Source organism: Streptococcus mitis (genome assembly GCF_003942775.1).
Lineage (GTDB): Bacteria > Bacillota > Bacilli > Lactobacillales > Streptococcaceae > Streptococcus > Streptococcus mitis_CN.
This window is the reverse complement of the sequence record NZ_RJNX01000003.1, coordinates 45747-68728: the sequence shown is the minus strand read 5'-3', so window position 1 is coordinate 68728 and position 22982 is coordinate 45747. Positions and strand designations below refer to the sequence as shown.

Below are 22982 nucleotides of genomic sequence, written 5' to 3'. Positions count from 1 at the left end.
TTTCATGAAAAAAGAAGCCTTTCGGCTTCCCTTCTTACAAGACTTTTGCTGAAGTACGAGTGATTTCTTCTACTTGAATATTCTCTGATTCAAATTTTTCTTTCAAGGCTGGTAAATCAATTGATCCATCGATTTGAACTTCGATAATGACCTTACCATCCTTACGAGGGATATTTACTGTATGGGAGATATTCAAATTTTCTTCTACAATCAAAGAAACAATCTTTCCGAGTACACCAACTTCATTTTCCGTAACAAAGCGCACACGAATTCCTTCTTCACCATAACCAGCAATTTCAAGAAAGGCTTGGAAAACGTCACGATCCGTAATAACTCCGTATACTTGATGGTTATCAACGACGGGAAGAATACCAATCTTGTTTTTTAGCATTAAATAAGTAGCATCCTCTAGACTCGCATAGCCCGAAACAGTGACAACATCACGAATCATGACATCTTTTACTTTTGTCTTATTTAAAAGATAGTTCATCTCATAGATAGAAAGACTTGTTGCTTTTGATGGACTAGCTTGGGCAATCGTTCCCTCAGTCACCAAACCAACCAATTGATCATTTTCGATAACAGGCAAGCGATGTAATCCTTGCTCTCTCATCAAATCTGCTGCATGAGATACTGTTGTATCTGGACTAATATAAACTACCTTGCGGGTCATAAAATCTTTAACTGCCATGAGACTTCTCCTTTTCTATTCTCATCCCTATTATACAATCTTTTTGTAAATCTATCAAACGCTTACATTTCTTTTTCAAAATTCAGAAAAGTATGAATAAGCTAGCAAAAAGAGCTCTAAAATCGAGCTCTGTGAATGAAGGATAGACAGCTTCATTCTGTTTTGTTTCAATGATTAGAAGCTAACCTTCCAGTGCAGATGAGAATTGCTTCGCAATCTCTATCCACCGACTAAAAAGGTCCTCCGGACTATTAATGGTGATTACTTCGTAATCCTCATCTACCGACTAAAACAATCCACTGGATTCTGATGATTGCTTCGCAATCTTCATCCGCCGACTAAAAAGGTCCCCCGGACCTTTTTAGCCACCTAGATATGCTTTTCTGACTTCTTCTGATGAAGCGAGTTCTTTTCCTGTTCCTGATAGAACGATTTTTCCTGTTTCCAGTACATATCCTCGGTCAGAGATTGCGAGTGCCTTATTGGCATTTTGTTCAATCAAGAGGACGGTTGTTCCTTGTTTCTGGATATCTTGAATGATATCAAAAATCTCTTGGATAAAGATTGGGGCAAGTCCCATTGATGGTTCATCTAAGAGAAGAAGTTTTGGTGTTGACATAAGAGCGCGTCCCATGGCAAGCATTTGTTGTTCCCCTCCTGAAAGAGTGGCTGCATCTTGGTTTTTGCGTTCTTCAAGACGTGGGAAGCGTGAGAAGACTTTCTTCAAGTTAGCTTGATTTTCTTCACGATTTTTCTTCAAGAAAGCTCCCATTTCTAGATTTTCCATAACTGTCAATCCAGGGAAGACGTGGCGTCCTTCTGGAACTTGTGAAAGACCACCTGCCACGATTTTTTGAGCTGGCATTTTTTGGATTTCTTGACCTAAAAATTCAATCTTTCCTGAACTCGGTCTAACCAAACCAGACAAGGTACGGAGAATGGTTGTCTTACCAGCACCATTGGCACCGATAAGGGAAACTACTTCTCCTTCATTCACTTCAAAGCTTACATCACGGACTGCTTGGATCATACCGTAATGTACAGAAAGATTATCAACTTTTAACATCGACATTAGGCTTCACCTCCTAGATAAGCTTCGATAACGCGTTTATTGGTCTTAATTTCGTCCGGAGTTCCTTGAGCAATCAAACGACCATATTCAAGTACGTAGATGCGTTCTGTAACCTCCATGACCAGATTCATATCGTGTTCAATCAGCATGATCGTAATCTTAAATTCATCTTTGATACGACGAATTAACTCAGTCAATTCGGCTGTTTCCTGTGGGTTCATACCTGCTGCTGGTTCATCTAAGAAGAGAATTTTAGGTTCCGTAGCGAGGGCACGAACAATTTCCAAACGACGTTGTTGTCCGTAGGCAAGATTTTTAGCAAGAGTTTCTGCATCACCATCTAAATCAAAGATTTTAAGCAATTCCAAGGCTTTAGCCTTTAATTCTTTTTCACTCTTGTAAAAAGCTGGTAAGCGCAAAAAACTAGCAAAAACATGTTGTTTGTGATGGTTACCAAAAGCAATCAAAACATTGTCCAAAACTGTTAAATCTTTAAAGAGTCGAATATTTTGGAAAGTACGTCCAAGTCCCAAAGAAGCAATCTTATAAGGTGACTTTCCATTCAAAAGGTGACCATCTAGGGTTACTGTTCCCTCGCTTGGTTCATAAACACCGGTCAAAAGGTTGAAAAGAGTGGTTTTCCCAGCTCCATTTGGACCGATTAGTCCAACCAGTTCCCCTTCGTTCAATTCAAGAGTCACATCTCCAACAGCTGTTAGACCGCCAAAATGTTTGGTTAACTGTTTTACTTCAAGTAATGCCATTAGTTTTGTTCCTCCTTTTTAGATTTTTTAAAGAAACGTGATAGGCTCAATTCCCATGTTCCAAGAAGTCCACCCGGTCTGAAAATCATTACCAATACCAAGGCCAAAGCGTAGATAATCATACGCACGCTAGCAACATCTTGGAGAAGCATATTCAAAATTCCAAGGACAATAGCTGAAACAATCGCACCTGTAATGGAACCAAGTCCACCAAATACAACAATGATCAAAACGTTGATTGAGTTGATGAAAGTGTAATCTTTCGGTACAACTGAACCGATAAATCCTGCCTGAAGTGACCCTGCAATACTTGCAGTAATGGCACCAAAGACAAAGGCGATGATTTTAATTTTAGTTGTATTAACACCGACTGACTCTGCAGCGATTTCATCCTCACGAACGGAGAGGGTTGAACGACCAATTGGACTACGCAAGAAGTTCAAGGTTGCAATGGTTGTAATCACGACAAAGAAGTAAACCATTTGCCAAGTTGTAAAGTTAGGAATTCCCAAGATACCTGCTGCACCATTTGTAAGGCTTCCGCCATTGATAATAAAGATACGGATAATTTCAGAAACACCTAGAGTCGCTACCGCAAGATAGTCCCCCTTCAAGCGCAAGGTTGGAATTCCGACAAGTAATGCAACTGCTCCTGAAAGCAAAGCCCCTATCAGCATAGCTCCAAAGAAGGCACCGTAGGTTGGTGATTTAGATCCAATAATAGCAGCGGCATAGGCACCAATCGCCATGAAACCAGCATGACCAAGTGAAAATTGTCCTGAAAAACCAACGATTAAGTTAAGGCCAACAGCCAAAATAATATTAATTCCAATTTGTTGTAAAATCTGTACATAGAATAGGTTTAGTACTCCAACTGAAACCAATACACTAATCAAGCCATAGCCAGCTAACAAAAGGAGTAACCATAGAATATTAACTTTTAAATTTTCTTTCATCGTTTACACCTTCTCTTTCACATTTTTACCAAGAATACCTGCTGGGCGGACAATCAAGATCAACAACAGGATTCCATAAACAATGGCATCACGGAAGTCTGACATTCCAAAGGCTGTCGCAAAAGTTTCCAATAAACCAATCACAAAACCACCAAGAGCCGCACCAGGAATAATTCCGATACCACCAAGTACTGCGGCAACGAAAGACTTAAGACCTGGAGTAACCCCCATCAAAGGCTCAAGAGAGTTATAATAGAGGGCAATCAGAACACCAGCTGCACCAGCAAGAGCTGAACCCAAAGCGAAGGTAAAGCTGATAGTACGGTTTACATTGATCCCCATTAATTGCGCTGCATCGCTATCTACAGATACAGCACGCATGGCTTTCCCCATCTTAGTCTTTTGGACAATGACTTGTAACAAAATCATCAAAATCAAGGAAATAGCCAAGATCATTAACTGCACATTTGTTAGGCTAATTGGTCCCAAATCATAGCGAACTGTTTGAATCGCTTGAGGGAAGGCACGAGTATTAGCACCAACCAGATAGACCATCCCATACTCCAATAGGAAAGAAACCCCAATAGCTGTAATCAAAACAGCAATACGCGTAGAGTGACGCAAAGGTCGGTAAGCAAGGAACTCAATCACGACACCAAGAATGGCTGTCGCTAACATCGCTACAATAAGCGCTACAAAGAAATTCATTTGGAAAGAATTAATCAAGAAATAACCGATAAAGGCTCCCATCATATAAATATCACCGTGGGCGAAGTTGATGAGCTTGATAATTCCGTAAACCATGGTATACCCTAGGGCTAACAGTGCATATACACTACCTAGAATCAAACCATTTACAAGTTGTTGGAGCATAAGATTCACTCTTTCTATATAATTTCGAGGGTTTTCCCTCACTTTTTGATAGGTTCTTAAACATCGAAACAGGGAGTGAGTCAAAGGCTCATTCCCTATTTCAACATTTTCTATTATGGTTTTACAACTTCTGCTGCTTCAACCTTACCATTGTTCATGGTCATCATGTAAGCAGTTTTGACTGTGTTGTGGTCTGCATCAAAGCTTGTTTGACCAGTTACACCTTCAAAATCTTTTGTTTTAGCAAGGTTATCCTTGATTTCACCAGAGTTTTTAGCACCTTTTGCTGCGTTTGCTACAAGGTGAACTGAATCATAAGCCAAGGCTGCAAATGTTGAAGGCTCTTCATTATACTTAGCACGGTATGCGTCAAGGAAGGCTTTTGCTTTAGCTGAAACTTCTACAGTAGTTGAGAAGCCTGAGATAAAGTAGATGTTTGATGCTTTTTCAGCAGTTGCTTGCTGTACAAACTCTTCACCGTTGAATCCATCACCACCAACGATTGGTTTGTCAATTCCCATACCACGCGCTTGGTTTACAATTTTACCAGCTTCAGTGTAGTAACCTGGGACGATGATAGCATCAAAGTCTTTCCCTTTCATTTTTGTAAGGGCTGCTTGGAAGTCTGTGTCACCTGCTACGAAAGTTTCATCTGCAACGATTTCACCTTTGTAAGCTTCACGGAAGGCTTTGGCAATACCTTTAGCATAGTCGCTGGCATTGTCAGTGTAAAGAACAACTTTCTTAGCTTTCAATTTATCAGAAACATAGTTTGAGATAATTTTTCCTTGGAAGCTATCTTGGAAAGTTCCGATAAAGAGGTAATCTTGACCTTTAGTCAATCCATCTTGCGTCGCACTTGGCGAAATCAATGGAACACCTGCTTTTGTAGCGTTAGCCACCGCAGCTGCAGTCGCACCAGATGTCGCAGGTCCTACGATTGCTGATACTTTAGATTGGGTTACAAGGTTAGTTGTTACTGAAGCCGCCTCAGCTGTTTCAGACTTGTTATCTTTATCAACTACTTCGATTTGTTTTCCATCGATACCACCTGCTGCATTGATTTCATCAACGGCAAGTTGGGCACCTTTTTGTTCAGATGTTCCGTAGGCTGCTACGGCACCAGTTTCTTCGAAGTTAAATCCGATTTTGATTGTCTTTTCATCTACTGAGTTACCAGCAGCGTTTGACGCTCCAGACTTCACTTCTCCACAGGCTGCAAGAAGTGCTACACTTGCAAGCGCCACAAACGATAGGGCAAATTTTTTCTTCATCTTTTTTGTCTCCTTATTTCTTAAATAAATAGCATGTTAAGAATATACCGAATTATCAGAAAATTGTCAACACTTTTCTTGAACTTTTTCAATGATAACGTTTTCCTCTCGATAAAGATTGCCCACAAAGGGTGTTTCCAGCTCTTGGATATGACAAACTCTGACTTTTTTTATAAATTTTTCCTTGCTCAAGCGCCCGACCAATTGCTCCACTTCTTGAGTTGGAACATAAAGCTGTAAGTAACGATGTTTCTTGGAATGATAGGTAATATCTCCATAATCCTGCAGTTTTTTGGCATCACGATTATAGTAAAGATAGATAATCAAGCCAGATCGATTGACTTTTTCAAACATGGTAAATCCTCTTTCTAAGAAATCTCTCCCTATTATACCAAAAAAAGCAAACCCAGTCGAGTTTGCCTTCTATCATCATTAATTCAATGAATTGTTGGCCATGATTTCATCAATAAAGCCATATTCAAGTGTTTCTTGGGCGCTCATCCAATTATCGCGTTCTGCATCTGCATGGACTTTTTCGATTGACTGACCTGAATTGTCAGCCAAGATTTTTTCCAAGATGTTACGAGTTTTGAGCAAGTGTTCTGCAGCAATCGCCATATCGGTTTGTTGAGTACCACCACCTGTACCACCCATTGGTTGGTGGATCATATACTCTGCATTTGGAAGCATGAAACGTTTGCCTTTTGCTCCACTTGACGCGATGACAGTCCCCATAGATGCAGCCATCCCCATAACGATAGTTTGGACATCTGCCTTGATAAAGTTCATAGTATCAACGATTGCCAAACCAGCTGAAACAGAACCACCAGGTGTATTGACATAAAGGTAAATATCTTTTGTACTATCTTGGGCATCCAAGAAAAGCAACTGGGCAATAACAGAGTTAGCCATATTGTCTTCAACTGGACCTGTCAGCATAATGATGCGGTCTTTAAGAAGACGTGAGTAAATATCGTAGGAACGTTCTCCACGGCTTGTTTGTTCAATAACTACAGGAATCATTCAATTCTCCTTTTGAGTTTTAATTTTGTTGGTCAAATGACTGAAGATAAGACTATTATAATATCTTGGTCAAAAAAGGTCAAATTTTTGCTCTGTTTTCATCAGACAGAAACAAAAATTCAACCTCCTTTCACGACTGGAAATTCTTTTCCAATTCATTCTTCTTTTCGATTTTATTTCGTACCGAACAAGCGGTCTCCAGCATCCCCAAGACCTGGAACGATATAACCGTGTTCGTTCAAGCATTCATCCAAGGCTGCTGTAAAGATTTCTACATCTGGATGAGCTTCTTGAAGGGCTTTAACACCTTCTGGTGCAGATACGAGGCAGACAAATTTGATATTTGATGCGCCACGTTTTTTAAGGGAATCAACAGCCAAGATTGCTGAACCACCTGTTGCCAACATTGGGTCTACTACAAAAATTTGACGTTGGTCAATGTCCTCAGGCAATTTCACCAAGTACTCAACTGGTTGAAGGGTTTCTTCATCACGGTACATACCGATGTGGCCAACTTTAGCAGCTGGAACCAAGCTCAAGAGACCATCAACCATCCCGATACCTGCACGTAAGATTGGAACGATGGCCAATTTCTTACCAGCCAATTGTTTTTGAACTGTTTTTGTAATTGGTGTTTCGATTTCCACATCTTCTAGTGGAAGATCACGAAGTACTTCATACCCCATCAACATTGCAATCTCATCTACTAGCTCACGGAAAGCTTTTGTAGAAGTATCTGTACGACGCAAGATTGACAATTTGTGTTGAATCAATGGATGATTAATAACTTCAATTTTTCCCATTTTTGGAATTCCTTCTTTCAATTTATTCTTCTTATTATACCAAAAAACGGTTTAAAAATCTTTCTAAACCATTTATTTTTGATAATTTTTACATTAGATCAGCCTCTTTAAGAGCGGCCTGTACTGTCTCAAGTGGTAAATGAGTCAATTCTGTTCCCTTTTCTTGATAGAGGTATTGGGCGTAGTCATCCATTCGGTACTGGTTGATATAAACCACGCGCTTACAACCGACCTGAAGCAATTGTTTTGTACAGTTCAGACAAGGAAAATGGGTCACATAGGCTGTAAAGCCTTTAGGAACACCACGTTCTGCACCTTGAAGGATAGCATTGACCTCAGCGTGAAGGGTGCGAACACAGTGGCCTTCGATGACCAGACATTCGTGATCAATACAATGCTCGGTTCCTGACACTGAACCATTGTAACCAGTGGAAATCACCTTATTATCCTTAACCAGAATTGCGCCCACTTTGGCACGTTTACAAGTGGAACGATTGGCAATTAGTAGGGCTTGGGCTGCAAAATACTCATCCCAGGCCAGTCTTTTTTCAGTCATCTCTTTTCTCCTTTTTCTCTATTTTTTAAAAAATGGTAATCCTAAATCCGCAATCTTTTCAGCTGGTACCTTCATGCCATCCTTGATCCATTTTAGAAGGACAGAGACGATAGCCGAGCTCCAAAAGGAATGAAGATAAGAGCTGACACCTTTTGATTTTCCATGGTATTTTTCTAAAAATTCCTGCATGGCTTGGACAAAGATTTTTTCCAGATGGTAATCTAAGGCCAATTGAATCACTCTGGCTTCCTTTCTTGCTTCTCGGAAAAGGTGAACCCAGATCAGATAAAGGTCTGTCTTTAAATCATAATGATGCAACTGTTCCATAATATTGTGGACAGTTCGCTTAAAGACGCTCTCTAAAATCTCTTCTTTGGAATCATAATTACGATAAAAGGCCGCACGCGAAACGCCTGCACGTTTGACCAATTCAGAAATACTAATCTTGGTCAGGTCCTTTTTTTCCAAGAGTTGCAAGAGGGCTGTTTCGATGGCTTCTCTAGTTAATAAATTGGATTCTTGGTTTGATTTTCTGAGATTTTCAAGAGACTTTTCAGAGATTCTACGTTCAGACATAACATTTTCTTTCTACTTGTCACAACAGACGGATGAGGCTTTTGTTTCAAGGGCTTTCATGATATAATTGTAAAAAAAGACAGAACCTTTGTCAATGTATAACTGACAAAGATGGAGAATTTCTATGACTTGGAAGATTATTGCTGACTCTGGTTGTGATTATCGTCAGCTGGCAACACCAGCTATTGACACGACCTTTGTAAGTGTGCCCTTAACCATTCAAGTAGCTGATCAAGTCTTTGTTGATGATGCCAATCTTGACATTGACCAAATGATGGAAACCATGTATGCCACTGCAGAAGCTTCAAAATCAGCTTGTCCAAGTCCAGATGACTATTTGCGAGCATTTGAAGGAGCCAAAAACATTTTCCTAGTAACTATCACAGGTACTCTTTCTGGCAGTCACAATAGTGCTCAACTGGCCAAGAATATTTATCTGGAAGATCATCCTGACACTAAGATTCATGTGATTGATAGTTTGTCTGCTGGCGGGGAAGTTGACTTACTCGTAGAAAAGTTAAATGACTTGATTGACCAAGGCTTATCTTTTGAAGAAGTGGTTGAAGCTATCACTGCCTATCAAGAAAAAACCAAGTTGCTCTTTGTTCTAGCCAAAGTCGATAACTTGGTAAAAAACGGCCGTTTGAGCAAACTTATCGGTACGGTCGTTGGGCTTCTCAACATCCGTATGGTCGGAGAAGCTAGTGAAACCGGAACCCTCGAATTGCTACAAAAAGCAAGAGGAGCAAAGAAATCGATTCAGGCAGCCTATGAGGAGTTAATAAAAGCTGGATATGCTGGTGGCCGTATTGTCATGGCCCAACGCAATAACGAGAAATGTTGCCAACAGCTTTCAGACCGAATCCGTGAAAATTTCCCACAGGCGGATATTAAAATTCTCCCAACATCTGGTCTCTGCAGTTTTTATGCGGAAGATGGCGGTTTGCTGATGGGATATGAAATTGATTAATTGCATTCTTGACAAGAGGTGACCATCATCTCTTGTTTTTTGTGGTACAATAGAGCTATGAAACATTTTGATACTATCGTCATCGGTGGAGGTCCTGCTGGCATGATGGCTACGATTTCCAGTAGCTTTTATGGACAGAAAACCCTCCTCATCGAAAAAAATCGGAAACTTGGAAAAAAATTAGCTGGGACTGGTGGGGGACGTTGCAATGTGACCAACAATGGTAGCTTGGACGACCTACTAGCTGGAATTCCTGGAAATGGGCGCTTTCTCTATAGTGTCTTCTCCCAATTTGATAACCATGATATCATTAACTTTTTTACAGAAAATGGTGTTAAACTTAAGGTCGAAGACCACGGCCGCGTCTTTCCGGCCAGCGACAAATCTCGAACCATTATCGAAGCTTTAGAAAAGAAAATCACTGAGCTAGGCGGCCAAGTTGCTACTCAAACCGAAATTGTTTCGGTTAAAAAAATCGACAACCAGTTTGTCCTTAAATCCATAGACCAAAGCTTCACTTGCGATAAACTTATTGTCACAACTGGCGGAAAATCCTACCCTTCCACTGGCTCAACTGGTTTTGGACATGAGATTGCCCGTCATTTTAAACACACCATTACTGAGCTTGAAGCCGCTGAAAGTCCTTTGTTGACAGATTTTCCACACAAGGCGCTTCAAGGAATTTCTCTGGACGATGTAACCCTAAGCTATGGTAAGCATGTCATTACTCACGATCTGCTCTTTACCCACTTTGGTTTGTCGGGTCCTGCTGCTCTGCGTATGTCTAGCTTTGTCAAGGGTGGGGAGGTTCTCTCGCTAGATGTTTTGCCTCAACTTTCTGAGAAGGACTTAGCTGCTTTTCTAGAAGAAAATCGGGAAAAATCCTTGAAAAATGCTTTAAAAACTTTGCTTCCAGAACGCTTAGCAGAATTTTTTGTGCAAGGCTATCCTGAAAAAGTCAAACAACTGACTGAAAAGGAACGAGAACAACTTCTCCAGTCTATCAAGGCCCTCAAAATCCCTGTGACTGGCAAAATGTCCCTGGCCAAGTCCTTTGTTACCAAAGGGGGTGTCAGTCTCAAGGAAATCAATCCCAAAACTCTGGAAAGTAAGCTAGTTTCTGGACTCCACTTTGCTGGTGAGGTACTGGATATCAACGCCCACACAGGTGGCTTTAACATCACTTCTGCCCTCTGCACCGGCTGGGTGGCGGGAAGCCTGCATTATGATTAAAAACTCTATAGTAGAAAAATCGGAAGAATACTCCTCCGATTTTATTTTGTCTGAGTTTGGACATAGTGGGCAATCACATCTGATGTGTACTGGGCTGTTCCAGGTCCAAATTTGTCAATGTTTTCCTTAAATTCTGGGTTGTAGACGTAGCCTTTACCGATGTGACCGAATACCTCAATAGAGCAGTCAAATCCATAAGTACGGATGGCTTGCAAGAGTTTGGCAGCTTCTTCTTGGTTTTCTGTTGCTGTTACAGGTAGACCAGCTTGAAGATTTTGTGCCAAAGCTTGAAAAACTTGGTTGAAGGCAGCTGTAGCCTCGTTTTCGTGACCTTTCTGGCGCTCCAGCGCTTGGTCCATGACTTCTTGTCCATATTTCTCTACCGCCTCTTGGTGGTATTTTTGATGGTCTTGGTAGTTAAATCCAGCGAATTTTTCCTCAATGCTCATTTCTCTTTCTCCTTTTTGTTCTTGAATGGTTTTTTGCAAGGTTGAAATCAAGGTATCCAGATGTTGCCTTTCTCTGGTCAAATAGTCCAACTGTCTGGTCAAGTGAGGCAACAAATCTGATCTATCTTCCTTTAACAGCTCTGCTATTTTTTCCAAAGAAAAACCTAGATATTTGTAGTAAAGAATGACCTGAAGGCGTTCCAAATCCTCTTGACTGTAAGTTCGATATCCGTTTTCTGACTTTAAAGGGACCAGAAGGCCTATCTTGTCGTAGTGGTGCAGGGTCTTGACAGAGACACCTGAAAGCTGGGCAGCTTCTTTTATATGGTACATGATTTCCTCCTTCCACTAATAGTATAACCCCTCCCCTTAGGTCAGAGTCAAGTGTTTTTATGAGATTTTTTAAACTGTTAAAGAAAGGTCTAAAAGCTTGAAAATGGTTTTCTTGACAGGCCTTAGAAAACATGATAGGATAGTCAAGTCTATCAATCAAAAGAAACGCTCATCTTGAGTACTGATGAGGCTATTTGCCAAGGGCAGTAGCTTTTTCTTTTGTAACACTAATTTTAGGAGTTTAACTATGTCTGAAAAATCGCAATGGGGTTCTAAACTGGGCTTTATCCTAGCATCTGCTGGTTCAGCCATCGGACTTGGTGCCGTTTGGAAATTCCCTTACATGACTGCTGCTAATGGTGGAGGAGGCTTTTTACTGGTCTTTCTCATCTCCACTATTTTAATCGGTTTCCCTCTTTTGCTAGCTGAATTTGCCCTCGGCCGAAGCGCTGGTGTTTCAGCTATCAAAACCTTTGGAAAACTAGGCAAGAATAGTAAGTACAACTTTATCGGTTGGATTGGTGCTTTTGCCCTTTTTATCCTCTTATCTTTCTACAGTGTTATTGGAGGATGGATTTTAGTCTATCTAGGCATTGAGTTTGGAAAATTGTTCCAACTTGGTGGAACGGGTGATTATGCTCAGTTATTTACTTCAATCATTTCAAATCCAGCCATTGCCCTAGGGGCTCAAGCTGCCTTTATCTTACTGAATATCTTTATTGTATCACGTGGTGTTCAAAAAGGGATTGAAAGAGCATCTAAGGTCATGATGCCCCTGCTCTTTATCATCTTTGTCGTCATCATTGGACGCTCCCTCAGTTTGCCAAATTCCATGGAAGGCGTTCTTTACTTCCTCAAACCAGACTTTTCAAAACTGACCAGTGCTGGTCTCCTATATGCTCTGGGACAATCTTTCTTTGCCCTCTCACTAGGGGTTACAGCCATGCTGACCTATGCTTCTTATTTGGATAAGAAAACCAATCTAGTCCAGTCAGGAATTTCTATCGTAGCAATGAACATCTCGGTGTCCATCATGGCAGGTCTAGCCATTTTCCCTGCTATGTCAGCCTTCAACATCCAATCTGAAGGTGGACCAAGCCTGCTCTTTATCGTCTTGCCTCAACTCTTTGACAAGATGCCTTTTGGAACCATTTTCTACATCCTCTTCCTCCTGCTCTTCCTCTTTGCGACAGTCACTTCTTCAGTCGTCATGCTAGAAATCAATGTGGGCAACATCACCAATCAGGACAACAGCAAGCGTGCCATGTGGAGTGCCATTTTAGGAATTTTGACCTTTGTCTTTGGAATTCCTTCAGCCCTATCTTACGGTGTCATGGCAGATGTTCACATTTTTGGTAAAACCTTCTTTGACGCTATGGACTTCTTGGTTTCCAATCTCCTTATGCCATTTGGAGCTCTCTGCCTTTCACTTTTTACAGGCTATATCTTTAAAAAGGCTCTTGCAATGGAGGAACTCCATCTCGATGAAAGAGCATGGAAACAGGGACTGTTCCAAGTCTGGCTCTTCCTTCTTCGTTTCATCATTCCAATCATCATCATCGTGGTCTTTATCGCCCAATTTATGTAATCAAAAAGGACTTGAGTAATGAACTCAGGCCCTTTCTTTTTTATGGATGGCTAACAATCAATTCCAAATCTTGTCCTTCCAAGGTCCAAGCTTCAACATCACTTGGTAGGATAAAGTGGCTACCTTTTTGGATTGGATAGTTTTTTCCGTCAACAGTCAGTTGACCTTGACCAGCTAAGACACTAAACAAGCTGTAGTCAGCTGTCTTTTCGAAGTCAACTTTTCCAGTAATTTCCCACTTGTAAACTACAAAGAAATCATTGGATACAAGGAGAGTGGAACGCAAATCATCTGCTTTAACAGTTACAGGACGGCTATTTGCAGGCTCACCAATGTTCAAGACATCAATGGATTTTTCAAGGTGAAGTTCACGCAAGTTACCATTATCATCCTTACGGTCAAAGTCATAGACACGATAGGTGGTGTCACTAGACTGCTGGGTTTCAAGAATCAAGATACCTGCTCCGATGGCGTGCATGGTGCCACTTGGCACATAGAAGAAATCTCCAGCTTTAACAGGCACTTTGGTAAGCAAGGCATCCCAGTTCTTATCCTCTATTTGCTGACGGAGTTCTTCTTTTGACTTGGCATTGTGACCGTAGATAATCTCTGAACCTTCATCCGCAGCGATGATGTACCAGCACTCTGTTTTCCCTAGCTCACCTTCATGTTCTAACCCATATGCATCGTCTGGATGAACTTGAACACTGAGCCAGTCGTTGGCATCGAGGATTTTGGTCAAAAGCGGAAATACAGGTTCTGGACGATTGCCAAACAATTCACGGTGCTCTGCATACAAAGTTGCTAGGTCTGTTCCTTCAAAGCGACCATTGGCAACTTTAGAGACTCCATTTGGATGGGCTGAGATGGCCCAATATTCTCCGATTTTTTCACTTGGGATGTCGTATCCAAACTCATCACGTAGCTTGGTACCACCCCAAATTTTTTCTTGCATAACTGATTGTAAAAATAATGGTTCTGACATCATATTCTCCTGTCTGATTTTTCTCCCCTCATTATAGCAAAAAGCTCCATCTAATTGAACTCTTTTTCACATATTATAAAGTAGGGAGAAGATTTTATAAAAATAGTGAACAAATGTGCTTTACTCAATACTTGCACCATTTCTGGCAATGACATCCTTGTACCAGTAAAAGGACTTCTTCTTGCTACGTTTGAGGCTTCCATGACCAGCATTATCTCGATCTACATAGATAAAGCCATAGCGCTTGTTCATTTCGCCTGTTCCAGCTGAAACCAGATCGATACAGCCCCAAGTCGTATAACCAAGCAAGTCAACGCCATCTTGGTAAATGGCATCTCGCATGGCCTTGATATGAGCCTCTAAGTAAGCAATCCGATAGTCATCTGCTACATGACCATTCTCATCCGGTGTATCCATAGCACCTAGACCGTTTTCCACGATGAACATTGGCTTTTGGTAACGATCCCAGATAGCATTGAGGGTGATACGAAGACCAAGTGGGTCAATCTGCCATCCCCATTCTGAGGATTCAAGATAAGGATTTTTGAGAGAGGCAAAGATATTTCCAGCAGTTAATTCTTTAACTTCTGGATCACCTGAGGCTACTAGACTTGCATAGTAAGAGAAGGAAACAAAGTCAACAGTATTGTCCTTCAACAACTCTAAATCTTCTGCAGTCATTTGAATCTCGATTCGCTCACGCTCCCACTGCTTCTTGGCGTAGTTTGGGTATTCCCCACGCGCTTGAACATCAATGAAGAAGTAACTCTTGCGGTCTTCCTCCATGGCTGCCCAGTAGTCTCTTGGATGGGCTGTGTTAGGATAGTATTGCCCTGCAGCCAACATACATCCCACCTTATTTTCTGGGTCAATTTCGTGGGCAATCTTTGTCGCAAGAGCTGAAGCTACCAACTCATAGTGTGCAGCCTGATATTTAACCAGTTCTTGATTTTCTCCTTCTTCAAAACAGAGCCCAGCTCCCATAAAGGGGGCATGGAGAATCATGTTGATTTCGTTGAAGGTAAGCCAATATTTGACCAAACCCTTATAGCGGGTAAAGAGTGTGCGACAAAGTTTTTCATAGAAGTCTAACATCCGACGATTGCGCCAACCACCGTACTCTGTAATCAAGTGCATAGGACAGTCGAAATGAGTGATAGTCACCAGAGGTTCAATCCCATACTTATGACATTCCTTAAATAAATCCTCATAAAAGGCTAGACCAGCTTCATTTGGCACTGTTTCGTCGCCCTTAGGAAAAATCCGAGTCCAAGCAATGGATAGACGATAAGTCTTAAAGCCCATTTCCGCAAAAAGGGCAATATCTTCCTTGTAATGATGGTACATATCAATAGCTTGCTTGGCTGGGTAAAAATAGCCCTCCTCAAACGAAAACATCTTTTTCTGACCTGTGATAATGGCTTCACGATCTGGACCGATGGGGACGACATCCACATTCGCCAATCCACGACCTTCTAAATTATAAGCACCCTCACACTGGTTGGCAGCTGTCGCTCCGCCCCACAAGAAACCATCCGGAAAAGTCAGTTTTTCGGTCATAACTCTACTCACTTTCTTATTTGCTTGTTCATTTACTTATATTATAACTTATTCTGTAAACCTTTTCTTATAAAATACTGTGACATACTGATACTATTCTACTATTTAAGTTTATCAGATTGTTTTTTAAAAAATTATCCTCTAGAAAAAGTAAATAGCCTCCCCTGAAACAAAAAAGAAGACTGAAAACTAGTCTCCTCTGTTCCTTTTAAATCAAAGCTGTAATAACCGTCACTAGTCCAAAAATAATACCTGGTGCATTAGCTGCTGCAAGGGGGATATCTCTTTCTTTTTTGAAAAGACCGTAGTAAACCCAGAGACTACAGTTGATGGCAGCAACCAAGGGCTGGATGAAATTTCCTTTTTGACCAGCCAGATTGTTCATGATTTGTGGGAAGTAAGACACATACATCATAACAGACATAAAGGTCGCTACCCAACCTAAAATTTTCATTTGTTTTTCAGACATTTTCAAAACCTCTTTCATTTTTACTGAATCTTATTTTAAAATATTCTTTCAAAACAATCAAGTCTTTAAAACTTTTGTTATAAAGATATAAACTATCACAATCTTGTTATAAGAAAGAGGGAACAGAAAAAAGACCGAATTGCTCCGTTCTGTTTACTCAATCAAATATTAGAAAATGAATACTCCTTTTCAATGAATCGATTGATTGATGGTAAATAAGCCGTTAGAAATTATTGACAGTATCGAAATTTTCTAGTAAAATGAATTTTGTTAATACCTAAATGGTGTGTAGTTTTCTATCAACATAGTCAGGAGAAAAGGAACTTATGCTAAAAAAATTTAATGAATTGTCACTGAAAGATAAGGCTTATCTAATTGGCGGTTTGAGCTTATTAGTCATTGTGATCTCATTTGGTCTACTCAATCGTCAAACAGTAACTGTCAGTCTTGTCTTTACACAACTATCTGCTCCCTTGATTTTGGTGATTTTTACTTGTCTAGTAATCGGGATCATTGCTGGTAGTGCTATTGGTATTAGCTATCACCATAACAAGACTCAAGATCTGAGAAGCCGCATTGCTGAAGCAGAAGCGACTATCAATATAAAAGACAGGGAGCTTGTCCAGTACGAGGAACAGGTGCAACAATTAAAACAGGAAGCCAAACAATAAGTGTAGAAATCATAACCACCCGTGAAAACGGGTGGTTTTTTGTCTCGCACCTAACGGAGCGAGACGGACTGAAAGTCGCATAAATACAAAAAAGATCGAATTGCTCCGATCTTTTTAAGTTTCACTCCAAGAATGTTTAGATAAAAAATTTGATAATAGAATTACCTACTTCATACGATAAAAATCAATCACTAGACCAGCAGGCCCTTTAACTAATAAGGACTCTGTTCCCCAATCGGTTACAGTTGGTCCGTTTAAAACCTGGATACCAAGTTCTTTCAACCGTTGGTAATTCTGGTCTACATCCTCAACCTCGATATGAAGAATGATTCCTGACTGAAAATCTTCCAAAGGAATCAAATGATTTTGAGACAACATGAGACAGTGACTACCAATCGTAAACTGAGCAAAACTGTTGTCAACATAATCGGACTTTTTATCCAAAATATGCTCCAAGTCAGCACAGACTTGAGGAACATCTGAAACGATAATATCTAATTGATTTAAATTCATTTACTATCCTCCATAAAAATACCGGATTGCTCCGATCTTTTCAAGTTTCTCTCTATGAAAATCAAAGAATAAACAAGGCATCAAACCGCAGGCAGTACTGGAGTACGGCAAGGTGAAGATAACGCAGTTTACATTTGATTTTCGACGAGAGAAATTATTTAATTGCGCGTGATTGCAACCCTTCTTCTTCCAAGAAGAGGCGGAATGGTACGAGTTCTTCTGCTTCGTATTTTTCCTTGAAGGCTTTGATTGCTTCTTCTGAGTGAAGTTTTGGATCCAATTCAAGTACTTCTACTGGAAGTGGACGGTGTTGAGTGATGCGAGCATCGATAACAACAGTTTTACCTTCTTTGTTCAATTTAACAGCTTCTGCAACAACTGCATCGATGTCTTCGATACGGTCAACTGTAAATCCAACAGCTCCTTGAGCTTCAGCGATTTTCGCATAGTCAGCATTAGGGAAGTCACAACCAAACAAGTGTTTGTTTGTGTCTTCGTATTTGTCCTTGATGAAGGCATATTTACCATTTGAGAAGACAACGTTGATAACTGGAAGGTCGTATTGAACGTTTGTGATAACGTCTGGGTAGCACATGTTGAATGCACCGTCACCCATGATGTTCCATACTTGGCGATCTGGATTGTCTTTCTTAGCAGCGATACCACCAGGAAGGGCAATACCCATTGTCGCAAAGAGTGGAGATGTACGCCACATGTTCTTAGGTGTCATGTGAAGGTGACGAGTAGATGTTTGAGTAGTGTCACCTACGTCGATTGAGTAGATAGCGTCTTGATCAGCATGTTTGTTGATTGCATTGTAAACTTGATACAATTGCAATTCACCCTCAGTTTTACCTTCGATTTTGTTCATGTAATCACGCCAGTTTTGGTTGTTCTTAACGTTTGCACGCCACCATGGAGTAGATTCAACTGGATTCACTTTGTCAAGGATTGCTTTAGCTGCTTGACCTGCGTCACCAAGGATTGAAGCGTCAAGGGCATGACGTTTACCAAGTTTGTAAGGGTCGATATCCACTTGGATGAATTTTTCAGTATTCTTGAATGCTTCGTAAACTTCAGCAAATGGGAAGTTTGAACCAAGGAAAAGAACTGTGTCTGCTTCAAAGACCACTTCGTTGGCTGGTTTCCAACCAACACGGTAAGCAGAACCTGTCAAACCTTCATAGTTCCATTCGAAAGCTTCAAAGTTTTTACCAGTTGTGATGATTGGTGCTTTGATTTTACGTGACAATTCAGTGATCACTTCACCAGCTTTAACACCACCGTAACCAGCATAGATAACTGGACGTTCAGCATTGTTCAAGATTTCAACAGCTTTGTCGATTTCAACTTCGTTCAAAGCAGGAGCGATGAATGAACGTTCGTATGAACCAGATCCATAGTAAGAGTTTTCGTCGATTTCTTGGAAACCGAAGTTTACTGGGATTTCAACAACAGCTGGACCTTTTTTAGAAACTGCAGCACGGCAAGCTTCGTCAATAACTTTTGGCAATTGCTCAGCGTAAGCTACACGTTTGTTATATACAGCGATACCGTTGTACATTGGGTTTTGGTTCAATTCTTGGAAAGCATCCATGTTCAATTCATTAACTGGACGTGATCCAAGGATTGCTAGGAATGGAGTGTTATCCATAGCTGCATCGTAAACACCGTTAATCAAGTGAGTCGCACCTGGACCACCTGAACCAACTGCAACCCCGATTGAGCCGCCGAATTTAGCTTGCATAACCGCTGCAAGAGCACCTGTTTCTTCGTGGCGAACTTGCAAGAAGCGGATATCTTTGTCTTCAGCCAAAGCGTCCATCAATGAGCTGAGTGTTCCTGATGGGATACCGTAGATTGTGTCTACGCCCCATGTTTTCAATACGTTAAGCATTGCTGCAGATGCAGTAATTTTCCCTTGAGTCATAATGATAACTCTCCTTCAAATATTTTTAAATCTACTAAAAAAGGTTTCATATAGTTTTTGAAAACGTTTCAGTAAATTTTTACAATACTAATTTATCACATTTATTTTGACTTTACTAAGAATCTGCTCAGAAGTTTTTATTCTCTATTACAGTACAGTTTGAAAACGTTTTTAGTTTCTGTTTTATAATACTCAATGAAAATCAAAGAACTAACTAGAAAGCTAGCCGCAGGTTGCTCAAAACACAGCTTTGAGGTTGCAGATAAAGCTGACGTGGTTTGAAGAGATTTTTGAAGAGTATAAAAAGCGAGCAAGCCCGCTTTTAATCTATTTTACTAAAGTTTAGTAAGAGTGAACTAGTCAGAACAGATACAGAACTAAAGGCCATGGCTAGACCAGCTAGTTCTGGATTGAGGGCCAGTCCAACACCAGAAAAGACTCCTGCTGCAATCGGAATTCCGGCGACATTGTAGATAAAGGCCCAGAAAAGATTGAGCAGAATTCGATTAAAGGTTTTCTTACTCATGTCAAAGGCACGAACCACGCCTAGGAGGTTATTGGTTGTCAACACCAAATCTGCTGACTCGATAGCGATATCCGTTCCAGCTCCCATAGCAATCCCCACATCTGCTACACTGAGGGCAGGAGCGTCATTGATACCGTCCCCAACAAAGGCTACTTTTCCAGTCGCTTGTAGTTTATGGATTTCATGGGCTTTTTCTTCTGGTAAGACACCTGCAATGACCTCTTCGATTCCGATCTGATCGGCAATAGCACGCGCCACACCTGCATTGTCTCCTGTCAGCATGACTGTTTTAAGACCTCGTTTTTTCAACTGACTGATGGCAAGCTTAGCATTTTCCTTAGGAATATCTTGCAGAGCAAGCAAGCCTTTGATTTCATTGTTCACAGCCAAGAAAACAACTGTCTTCGCTTCTTTTTCCAGTTCTTCTAGTTTTTCTTGATAAGTGCTAGAAATGTTCATGCCATCCAGCATTTTAGCATTTCCAAGCAGAACTTGTTTTCCATTGATTTGCCCTGAGACACCTTTTCCGTGCAAGGCTTGGAAATTTTCAACAGTTTGAAGCTCAAGTCCAGCTTCACTCGCTCGTTTCACAACGGCTTCAGCCAGTGGGTGTTGAGAAGCTTCTTCCAAGGAAGCTGCCAATCCAAGCACTTCTACTTCGTCGCCGATGATATCTGTGACCACAGGTTTCCCTTCAGTCAAAGTTCCGGTCTTATCAAAGACGATAGTTTGAACTTTCTGGATTTCCTGTAGAACCGTTCCATTTTTGAGGAGAACCCCCATCTTGGCACTGCGTCCTGTCCCCACCATAAGGGCTGTCGGTGTTGCAAGTCCCAAGGCACAAGGGCAGGCAATAATCAAAACAGCCACCCCATAGAGAAGAGAAGAGACAAAACTCGCTCCAAGCACGACTACACTATCCCTGAGCAAGACGAACCAAACCCAAAAGGTCACAATCCCTAAAATGACAACTGCTGGGACAAAAATGCCTGAAATTTTATCCGTCAAGTCCTGAATCGGCGCACGACTTGTCTGAGCTTTCTTCACAAAATCGACAATCTGAGCCAAAACAGTCTCTGAACCAACTTTTTCTGCTCTAAAAACAAGTGTTCCACTATTATTGATGGTTGAACCAATGACGGTATCTCCAACTGTCTTTTCCACAGGCAGACTCTCACCTGTCACCATAGACTCATCAATACTAGAGATACCTTCTACTACGACACCATCAACCGCAATCTTTTCACCGGGACGCACTCGAATCAGGTCACCTACCTTGACTTGCTCCAAAGGGACTTGAACATAGTTATCCTCACGCAAGACTTCTGCAGTTTTAGCCTGCAAGTCAAGTAATTTCTCCACAGCTTGGGAAGTATTTTTCCGCATTTTCTCCTCAAAAACGGCTCCCATAAGAACGAAGAAGAAGATAAATGCAGCACTTTCAAAGTAAACGGGGAGGCCAGCGAAGAGGGCAACTAAGCTATAGAAATAGGCCACTAGGGTTCCCAGAGCAACCAAGGTATCCATGTTGGCATTGTGCTTTTTAAAACTAGCCCAAGCACTTTGGATATAAGGACCACCTGCTACTAGCATAATCGGTGTTGTGGCTAAAAAGGTGCCCCAACGCATGACTTGGTGACTAATTCCTCCTATCGACATCCCAATCATGAGAATCACAAGAGGCACAGTAAAGATACTAGTAATCCAAAAACGCTGTAAAAGTGATAGAGATTTTCGGGTCTTCTCAACTACGGTATAACTCCCCTTTTGCATCTTCATGCCACAAGAAAATTCATGTTGACCCAATTCTTGAGGTGTAAAACGAATGACTTTCTCCTCATCTACTCCGATTGGTTCTAAGATGCCTTCTTCTTCAAACAGAATTTCCTTATAACAGTTTGAAGGAGTTGCACGATGAAAGGTAATCTCAGCTGGAATTCCTTTTTGAAGCTGGATATGGGCTGGATGGTAGCCTTTGTCTGCCGTGATACGGATTTTTTGAACACCATTTTCAAGACTTGCTTTTACAATTTCAGTCATAGTCTCCTCCTACTCTACAATCATCTTGCCGTGCATCATATTCATGCCACAAGAGAAACCATACTCTCCAGCCTGCTCAGGCGTGATTTCCACTACATACTCTTCACCCATTGGCAGGTCCGCATGTACACCAAAATCTGGAAAAACAATTTGGTCCAAACATGGTGAAGGATCCTTGCGGTCAAAGACAATGCGGGCTGGCACTGATTTCTTGAGGATAATCAACTCAGGCGTATAGCCCCCCATGACTTCCACTCGAATCTCTTGGTAGCCCTTTTTTTGCTGGGCCTTTTGTCCAGATTTTTCAGGCTTTTTGAAAAACCAAAACAAGATAAACGCGATAAGGGCAATACAAACAATGGTTACAATAATATTTAACATGACGTCTCCTTTACATACAATTACATCTTACTTCTGTTACAGCGCTTGATTTCTTCTCAGAAATCACAGCTTCCAAGTCTTCCAAGTCAGCCTGAGTAAAATCACATTCAGCAATCAAATCAGCCAACAAGTTCTTAATCCTACGAGAACAAACCTTGTCCTTGATATCTTGGACAAGTAAATCCCGACTTTGGTCCAAAGTTAAAAGGGCTGAATAGACAAAGGACTTGCCTTCTTTTTTCCGAGTCAGACACTCTTTCTCAACCAGACGAGCCAAAAGAGTTTGAATGGTCGACTTGGACCAATCGAACCGCTCCGCCAGAACCCTGATCAAATCCGTACTGGTCTGCTCTCCTTGCATCCAAATAATCTTCATGACCTGCCATTCTGCATCTGAAATCTGCATAATCACACCTCCTAAATCTACATTTGTCGATTACAGTTATTAGTATACTTCAAAAATCTACATTTGTCAACTATGAAATTAATCTTTTCTTTAAAAAATAGAATTTTAATCATTTGATAAAGGATTTCCAGTCAAATATTACTATATAAACAATAAAAATATGCTATACTAAAGAAAAAAGAAAACAACCACTAGGGGTGCGTAAAGCTGAGATTAACGACTGTTAGACCCTTTGACTCAATCTAGGTAATGCTAGCTGATGGAAGTGGAAATGATAATGGGGACTAGCAGTCTTCTATTGCCTTCCTGAAACAAACTAGCTTGTTCTTAAGAATACAAA

24 protein-coding genes and 1 riboswitch are annotated in these 22982 nt (G+C 40.9%); of the genes, 4 read left to right on the top strand and 20 right to left on the bottom strand.

Annotation, left to right across the window (positions count from 1 at the left end; all coding sequences use genetic code 11):
- Nucleotides 1-34: 34 nt before the first annotated feature.
- The 11 genes from D8848_RS04805 to D8848_RS04750 all read right to left on the bottom strand — a co-directional run bounded on the left by D8848_RS04805 (nt 35) and on the right by D8848_RS04750 (nt 8588).
- Nucleotides 35-691, bottom strand: a complete 657-nt coding sequence (locus D8848_RS04805; protein WP_004256822.1) for a CBS domain-containing protein — start codon at nt 689-691, stop codon at nt 35-37.
- 361 nt (nt 692-1052) lie between these two features.
- The gene (locus D8848_RS04800) at nt 1053-1763 is read right to left on the bottom strand and encodes an ABC transporter ATP-binding protein (RefSeq protein ID WP_000062200.1); all 711 of its coding nucleotides are present in this window, start codon (nt 1761-1763) and stop codon (nt 1053-1055) included.
- Nucleotides 1763-2527: an ABC transporter ATP-binding protein gene (locus tag D8848_RS04795; protein WP_001185997.1), complete on the bottom strand. Its 765-nt coding sequence runs from the start codon at nt 2525-2527 to the stop codon at nt 1763-1765. Before D8848_RS04795 ends, D8848_RS04800 begins: the two co-directional genes overlap by 1 nt.
- Nucleotides 2527-3483: a branched-chain amino acid ABC transporter permease gene (locus D8848_RS04790; RefSeq protein ID WP_000662286.1), complete on the bottom strand. Its 957-nt coding sequence runs from the start codon at nt 3481-3483 to the stop codon at nt 2527-2529. Before D8848_RS04790 ends, D8848_RS04795 begins: the two co-directional genes overlap by 1 nt.
- A 3-nt stretch (nt 3484-3486) precedes the next feature.
- Complete coding sequence (locus D8848_RS04785; RefSeq protein ID WP_000941421.1) at nt 3487-4356, bottom strand: branched-chain amino acid ABC transporter permease; 870 nt, start codon at nt 4354-4356, stop codon at nt 3487-3489.
- Nucleotides 4357-4469: 113 nt separating this feature from the next.
- Complete coding sequence (locus tag D8848_RS04780; RefSeq protein WP_125443046.1) at nt 4470-5630, bottom strand: ABC transporter substrate-binding protein; 1161 nt, start codon at nt 5628-5630, stop codon at nt 4470-4472.
- A 66-nt stretch (nt 5631-5696) separates the two neighbouring features.
- Entirely contained in the window at nt 5697-5984 is a 288-nt protein-coding gene (locus tag D8848_RS04775; protein WP_000462127.1) for a YlbG family protein, read from the bottom strand.
- Between the two features lie 78 nt (nt 5985-6062).
- The gene (gene clpP, locus D8848_RS04765) at nt 6063-6653 is read right to left on the bottom strand and encodes an ATP-dependent Clp protease proteolytic subunit ClpP (protein ID WP_125443045.1); all 591 of its coding nucleotides are present in this window, start codon (nt 6651-6653) and stop codon (nt 6063-6065) included.
- Nucleotides 6654-6826: 173 nt separating this feature from the next.
- Nucleotides 6827-7456: a uracil phosphoribosyltransferase gene (gene upp, locus D8848_RS04760; protein WP_095726483.1), complete on the bottom strand. Its 630-nt coding sequence runs from the start codon at nt 7454-7456 to the stop codon at nt 6827-6829.
- An 88-nt stretch (nt 7457-7544) separates the two neighbouring features.
- Nucleotides 7545-8012, bottom strand: a complete 468-nt coding sequence (locus D8848_RS04755) for a deoxycytidylate deaminase (RefSeq protein ID WP_000136973.1) — start codon at nt 8010-8012, stop codon at nt 7545-7547.
- Nucleotides 8013-8030: 18 nt separating this feature from the next.
- Entirely contained in the window at nt 8031-8588 is a 558-nt protein-coding gene (locus D8848_RS04750; RefSeq protein ID WP_033689037.1) for a TetR/AcrR family transcriptional regulator, read from the bottom strand.
- A gap of 124 nt (nt 8589-8712) precedes the next feature.
- Between D8848_RS04750 and D8848_RS04745 the strand changes: the two genes are divergently transcribed.
- Both D8848_RS04745 and aao read left to right on the top strand, forming a co-directional pair.
- The gene (locus D8848_RS04745; RefSeq protein WP_125443044.1) at nt 8713-9558 is read left to right on the top strand and encodes a DegV family protein; all 846 of its coding nucleotides are present in this window, start codon (nt 8713-8715) and stop codon (nt 9556-9558) included.
- A gap of 57 nt (nt 9559-9615) precedes the next feature.
- Nucleotides 9616-10791, top strand: coding sequence for an aminoacetone oxidase (gene aao, locus D8848_RS04740; protein WP_125443043.1), 1176 nt, complete (start codon nt 9616-9618; stop codon nt 10789-10791).
- Nucleotides 10792-10832: 41 nt separating this feature from the next.
- On the opposite strand, the gene D8848_RS04735 is transcribed toward aao, so the two are convergent.
- Nucleotides 10833-11573: a MerR family transcriptional regulator gene (locus D8848_RS04735; protein ID WP_004256800.1), complete on the bottom strand. Its 741-nt coding sequence runs from the start codon at nt 11571-11573 to the stop codon at nt 10833-10835.
- 247 nt (nt 11574-11820) lie between these two features.
- Between D8848_RS04735 and D8848_RS04730 the strand changes: the two genes are divergently transcribed.
- Nucleotides 11821-13161, top strand: coding sequence for a sodium-dependent transporter (locus D8848_RS04730; RefSeq protein WP_125443042.1), 1341 nt, complete (start codon nt 11821-11823; stop codon nt 13159-13161).
- A 40-nt stretch (nt 13162-13201) separates the two neighbouring features.
- Here D8848_RS04730 and manA read toward each other — a convergent pair whose 3' ends face one another.
- From manA to D8848_RS04715, 3 genes are all read right to left on the bottom strand, one after another.
- Nucleotides 13202-14146 (bottom strand): mannose-6-phosphate isomerase, class I, encoded by a 945-nt coding sequence (manA, locus tag D8848_RS04725; protein WP_125443041.1) that lies wholly within the window; start codon nt 14144-14146, stop codon nt 13202-13204.
- 120 nt (nt 14147-14266) lie between these two features.
- A complete protein-coding gene (locus tag D8848_RS04720) occupies nt 14267-15706 on the bottom strand; it encodes a 6-phospho-beta-glucosidase (protein ID WP_125443040.1) in 1440 nt (479 codons plus the stop codon).
- A gap of 208 nt (nt 15707-15914) precedes the next feature.
- Nucleotides 15915-16175, bottom strand: coding sequence for a SemiSWEET family transporter (locus tag D8848_RS04715; RefSeq protein ID WP_001291472.1), 261 nt, complete (start codon nt 16173-16175; stop codon nt 15915-15917).
- A 326-nt stretch (nt 16176-16501) separates the two neighbouring features.
- Here D8848_RS04715 and D8848_RS04710 point away from each other — a divergent pair, with 326 nt between their 5' ends.
- Complete coding sequence (locus D8848_RS04710; protein WP_000913393.1) at nt 16502-16846, top strand: lipopolysaccharide assembly protein LapA domain-containing protein; 345 nt, start codon at nt 16502-16504, stop codon at nt 16844-16846.
- Between the two features lie 165 nt (nt 16847-17011).
- Here D8848_RS04710 and D8848_RS04705 read toward each other — a convergent pair whose 3' ends face one another.
- The 5 genes from D8848_RS04705 to D8848_RS04685 all read right to left on the bottom strand — a co-directional run bounded on the left by D8848_RS04705 (nt 17012) and on the right by D8848_RS04685 (nt 22642).
- Complete coding sequence (locus D8848_RS04705; RefSeq protein WP_125443039.1) at nt 17012-17359, bottom strand: VOC family protein; 348 nt, start codon at nt 17357-17359, stop codon at nt 17012-17014.
- Between the two features lie 154 nt (nt 17360-17513).
- A complete protein-coding gene (gene spxB / locus D8848_RS04700; protein ID WP_125443038.1) occupies nt 17514-19289 on the bottom strand; it encodes a pyruvate oxidase in 1776 nt (591 codons plus the stop codon).
- A gap of 322 nt (nt 19290-19611) precedes the next feature.
- Nucleotides 19612-21855 (bottom strand): heavy metal translocating P-type ATPase, encoded by a 2244-nt coding sequence (locus D8848_RS04695; RefSeq protein WP_125443037.1) that lies wholly within the window; start codon nt 21853-21855, stop codon nt 19612-19614.
- A gap of 9 nt (nt 21856-21864) precedes the next feature.
- Nucleotides 21865-22236 carry a cupredoxin domain-containing protein gene (locus D8848_RS04690; RefSeq protein WP_000932060.1) on the bottom strand — a complete coding sequence of 124 codons (372 nt, stop codon included), beginning with the start codon at nt 22234-22236 and terminating at the stop codon, nt 21865-21867.
- 10 nt (nt 22237-22246) lie between these two features.
- Nucleotides 22247-22642: a CopY/TcrY family copper transport repressor gene (locus D8848_RS04685; RefSeq protein WP_001167205.1), complete on the bottom strand. Its 396-nt coding sequence runs from the start codon at nt 22640-22642 to the stop codon at nt 22247-22249.
- Nucleotides 22643-22825: 183 nt separating this feature from the next.
- Nucleotides 22826-22923: riboswitch (TPP riboswitch) on the top strand.
- Nucleotides 22924-22982 lie beyond the last annotated feature (59 nt).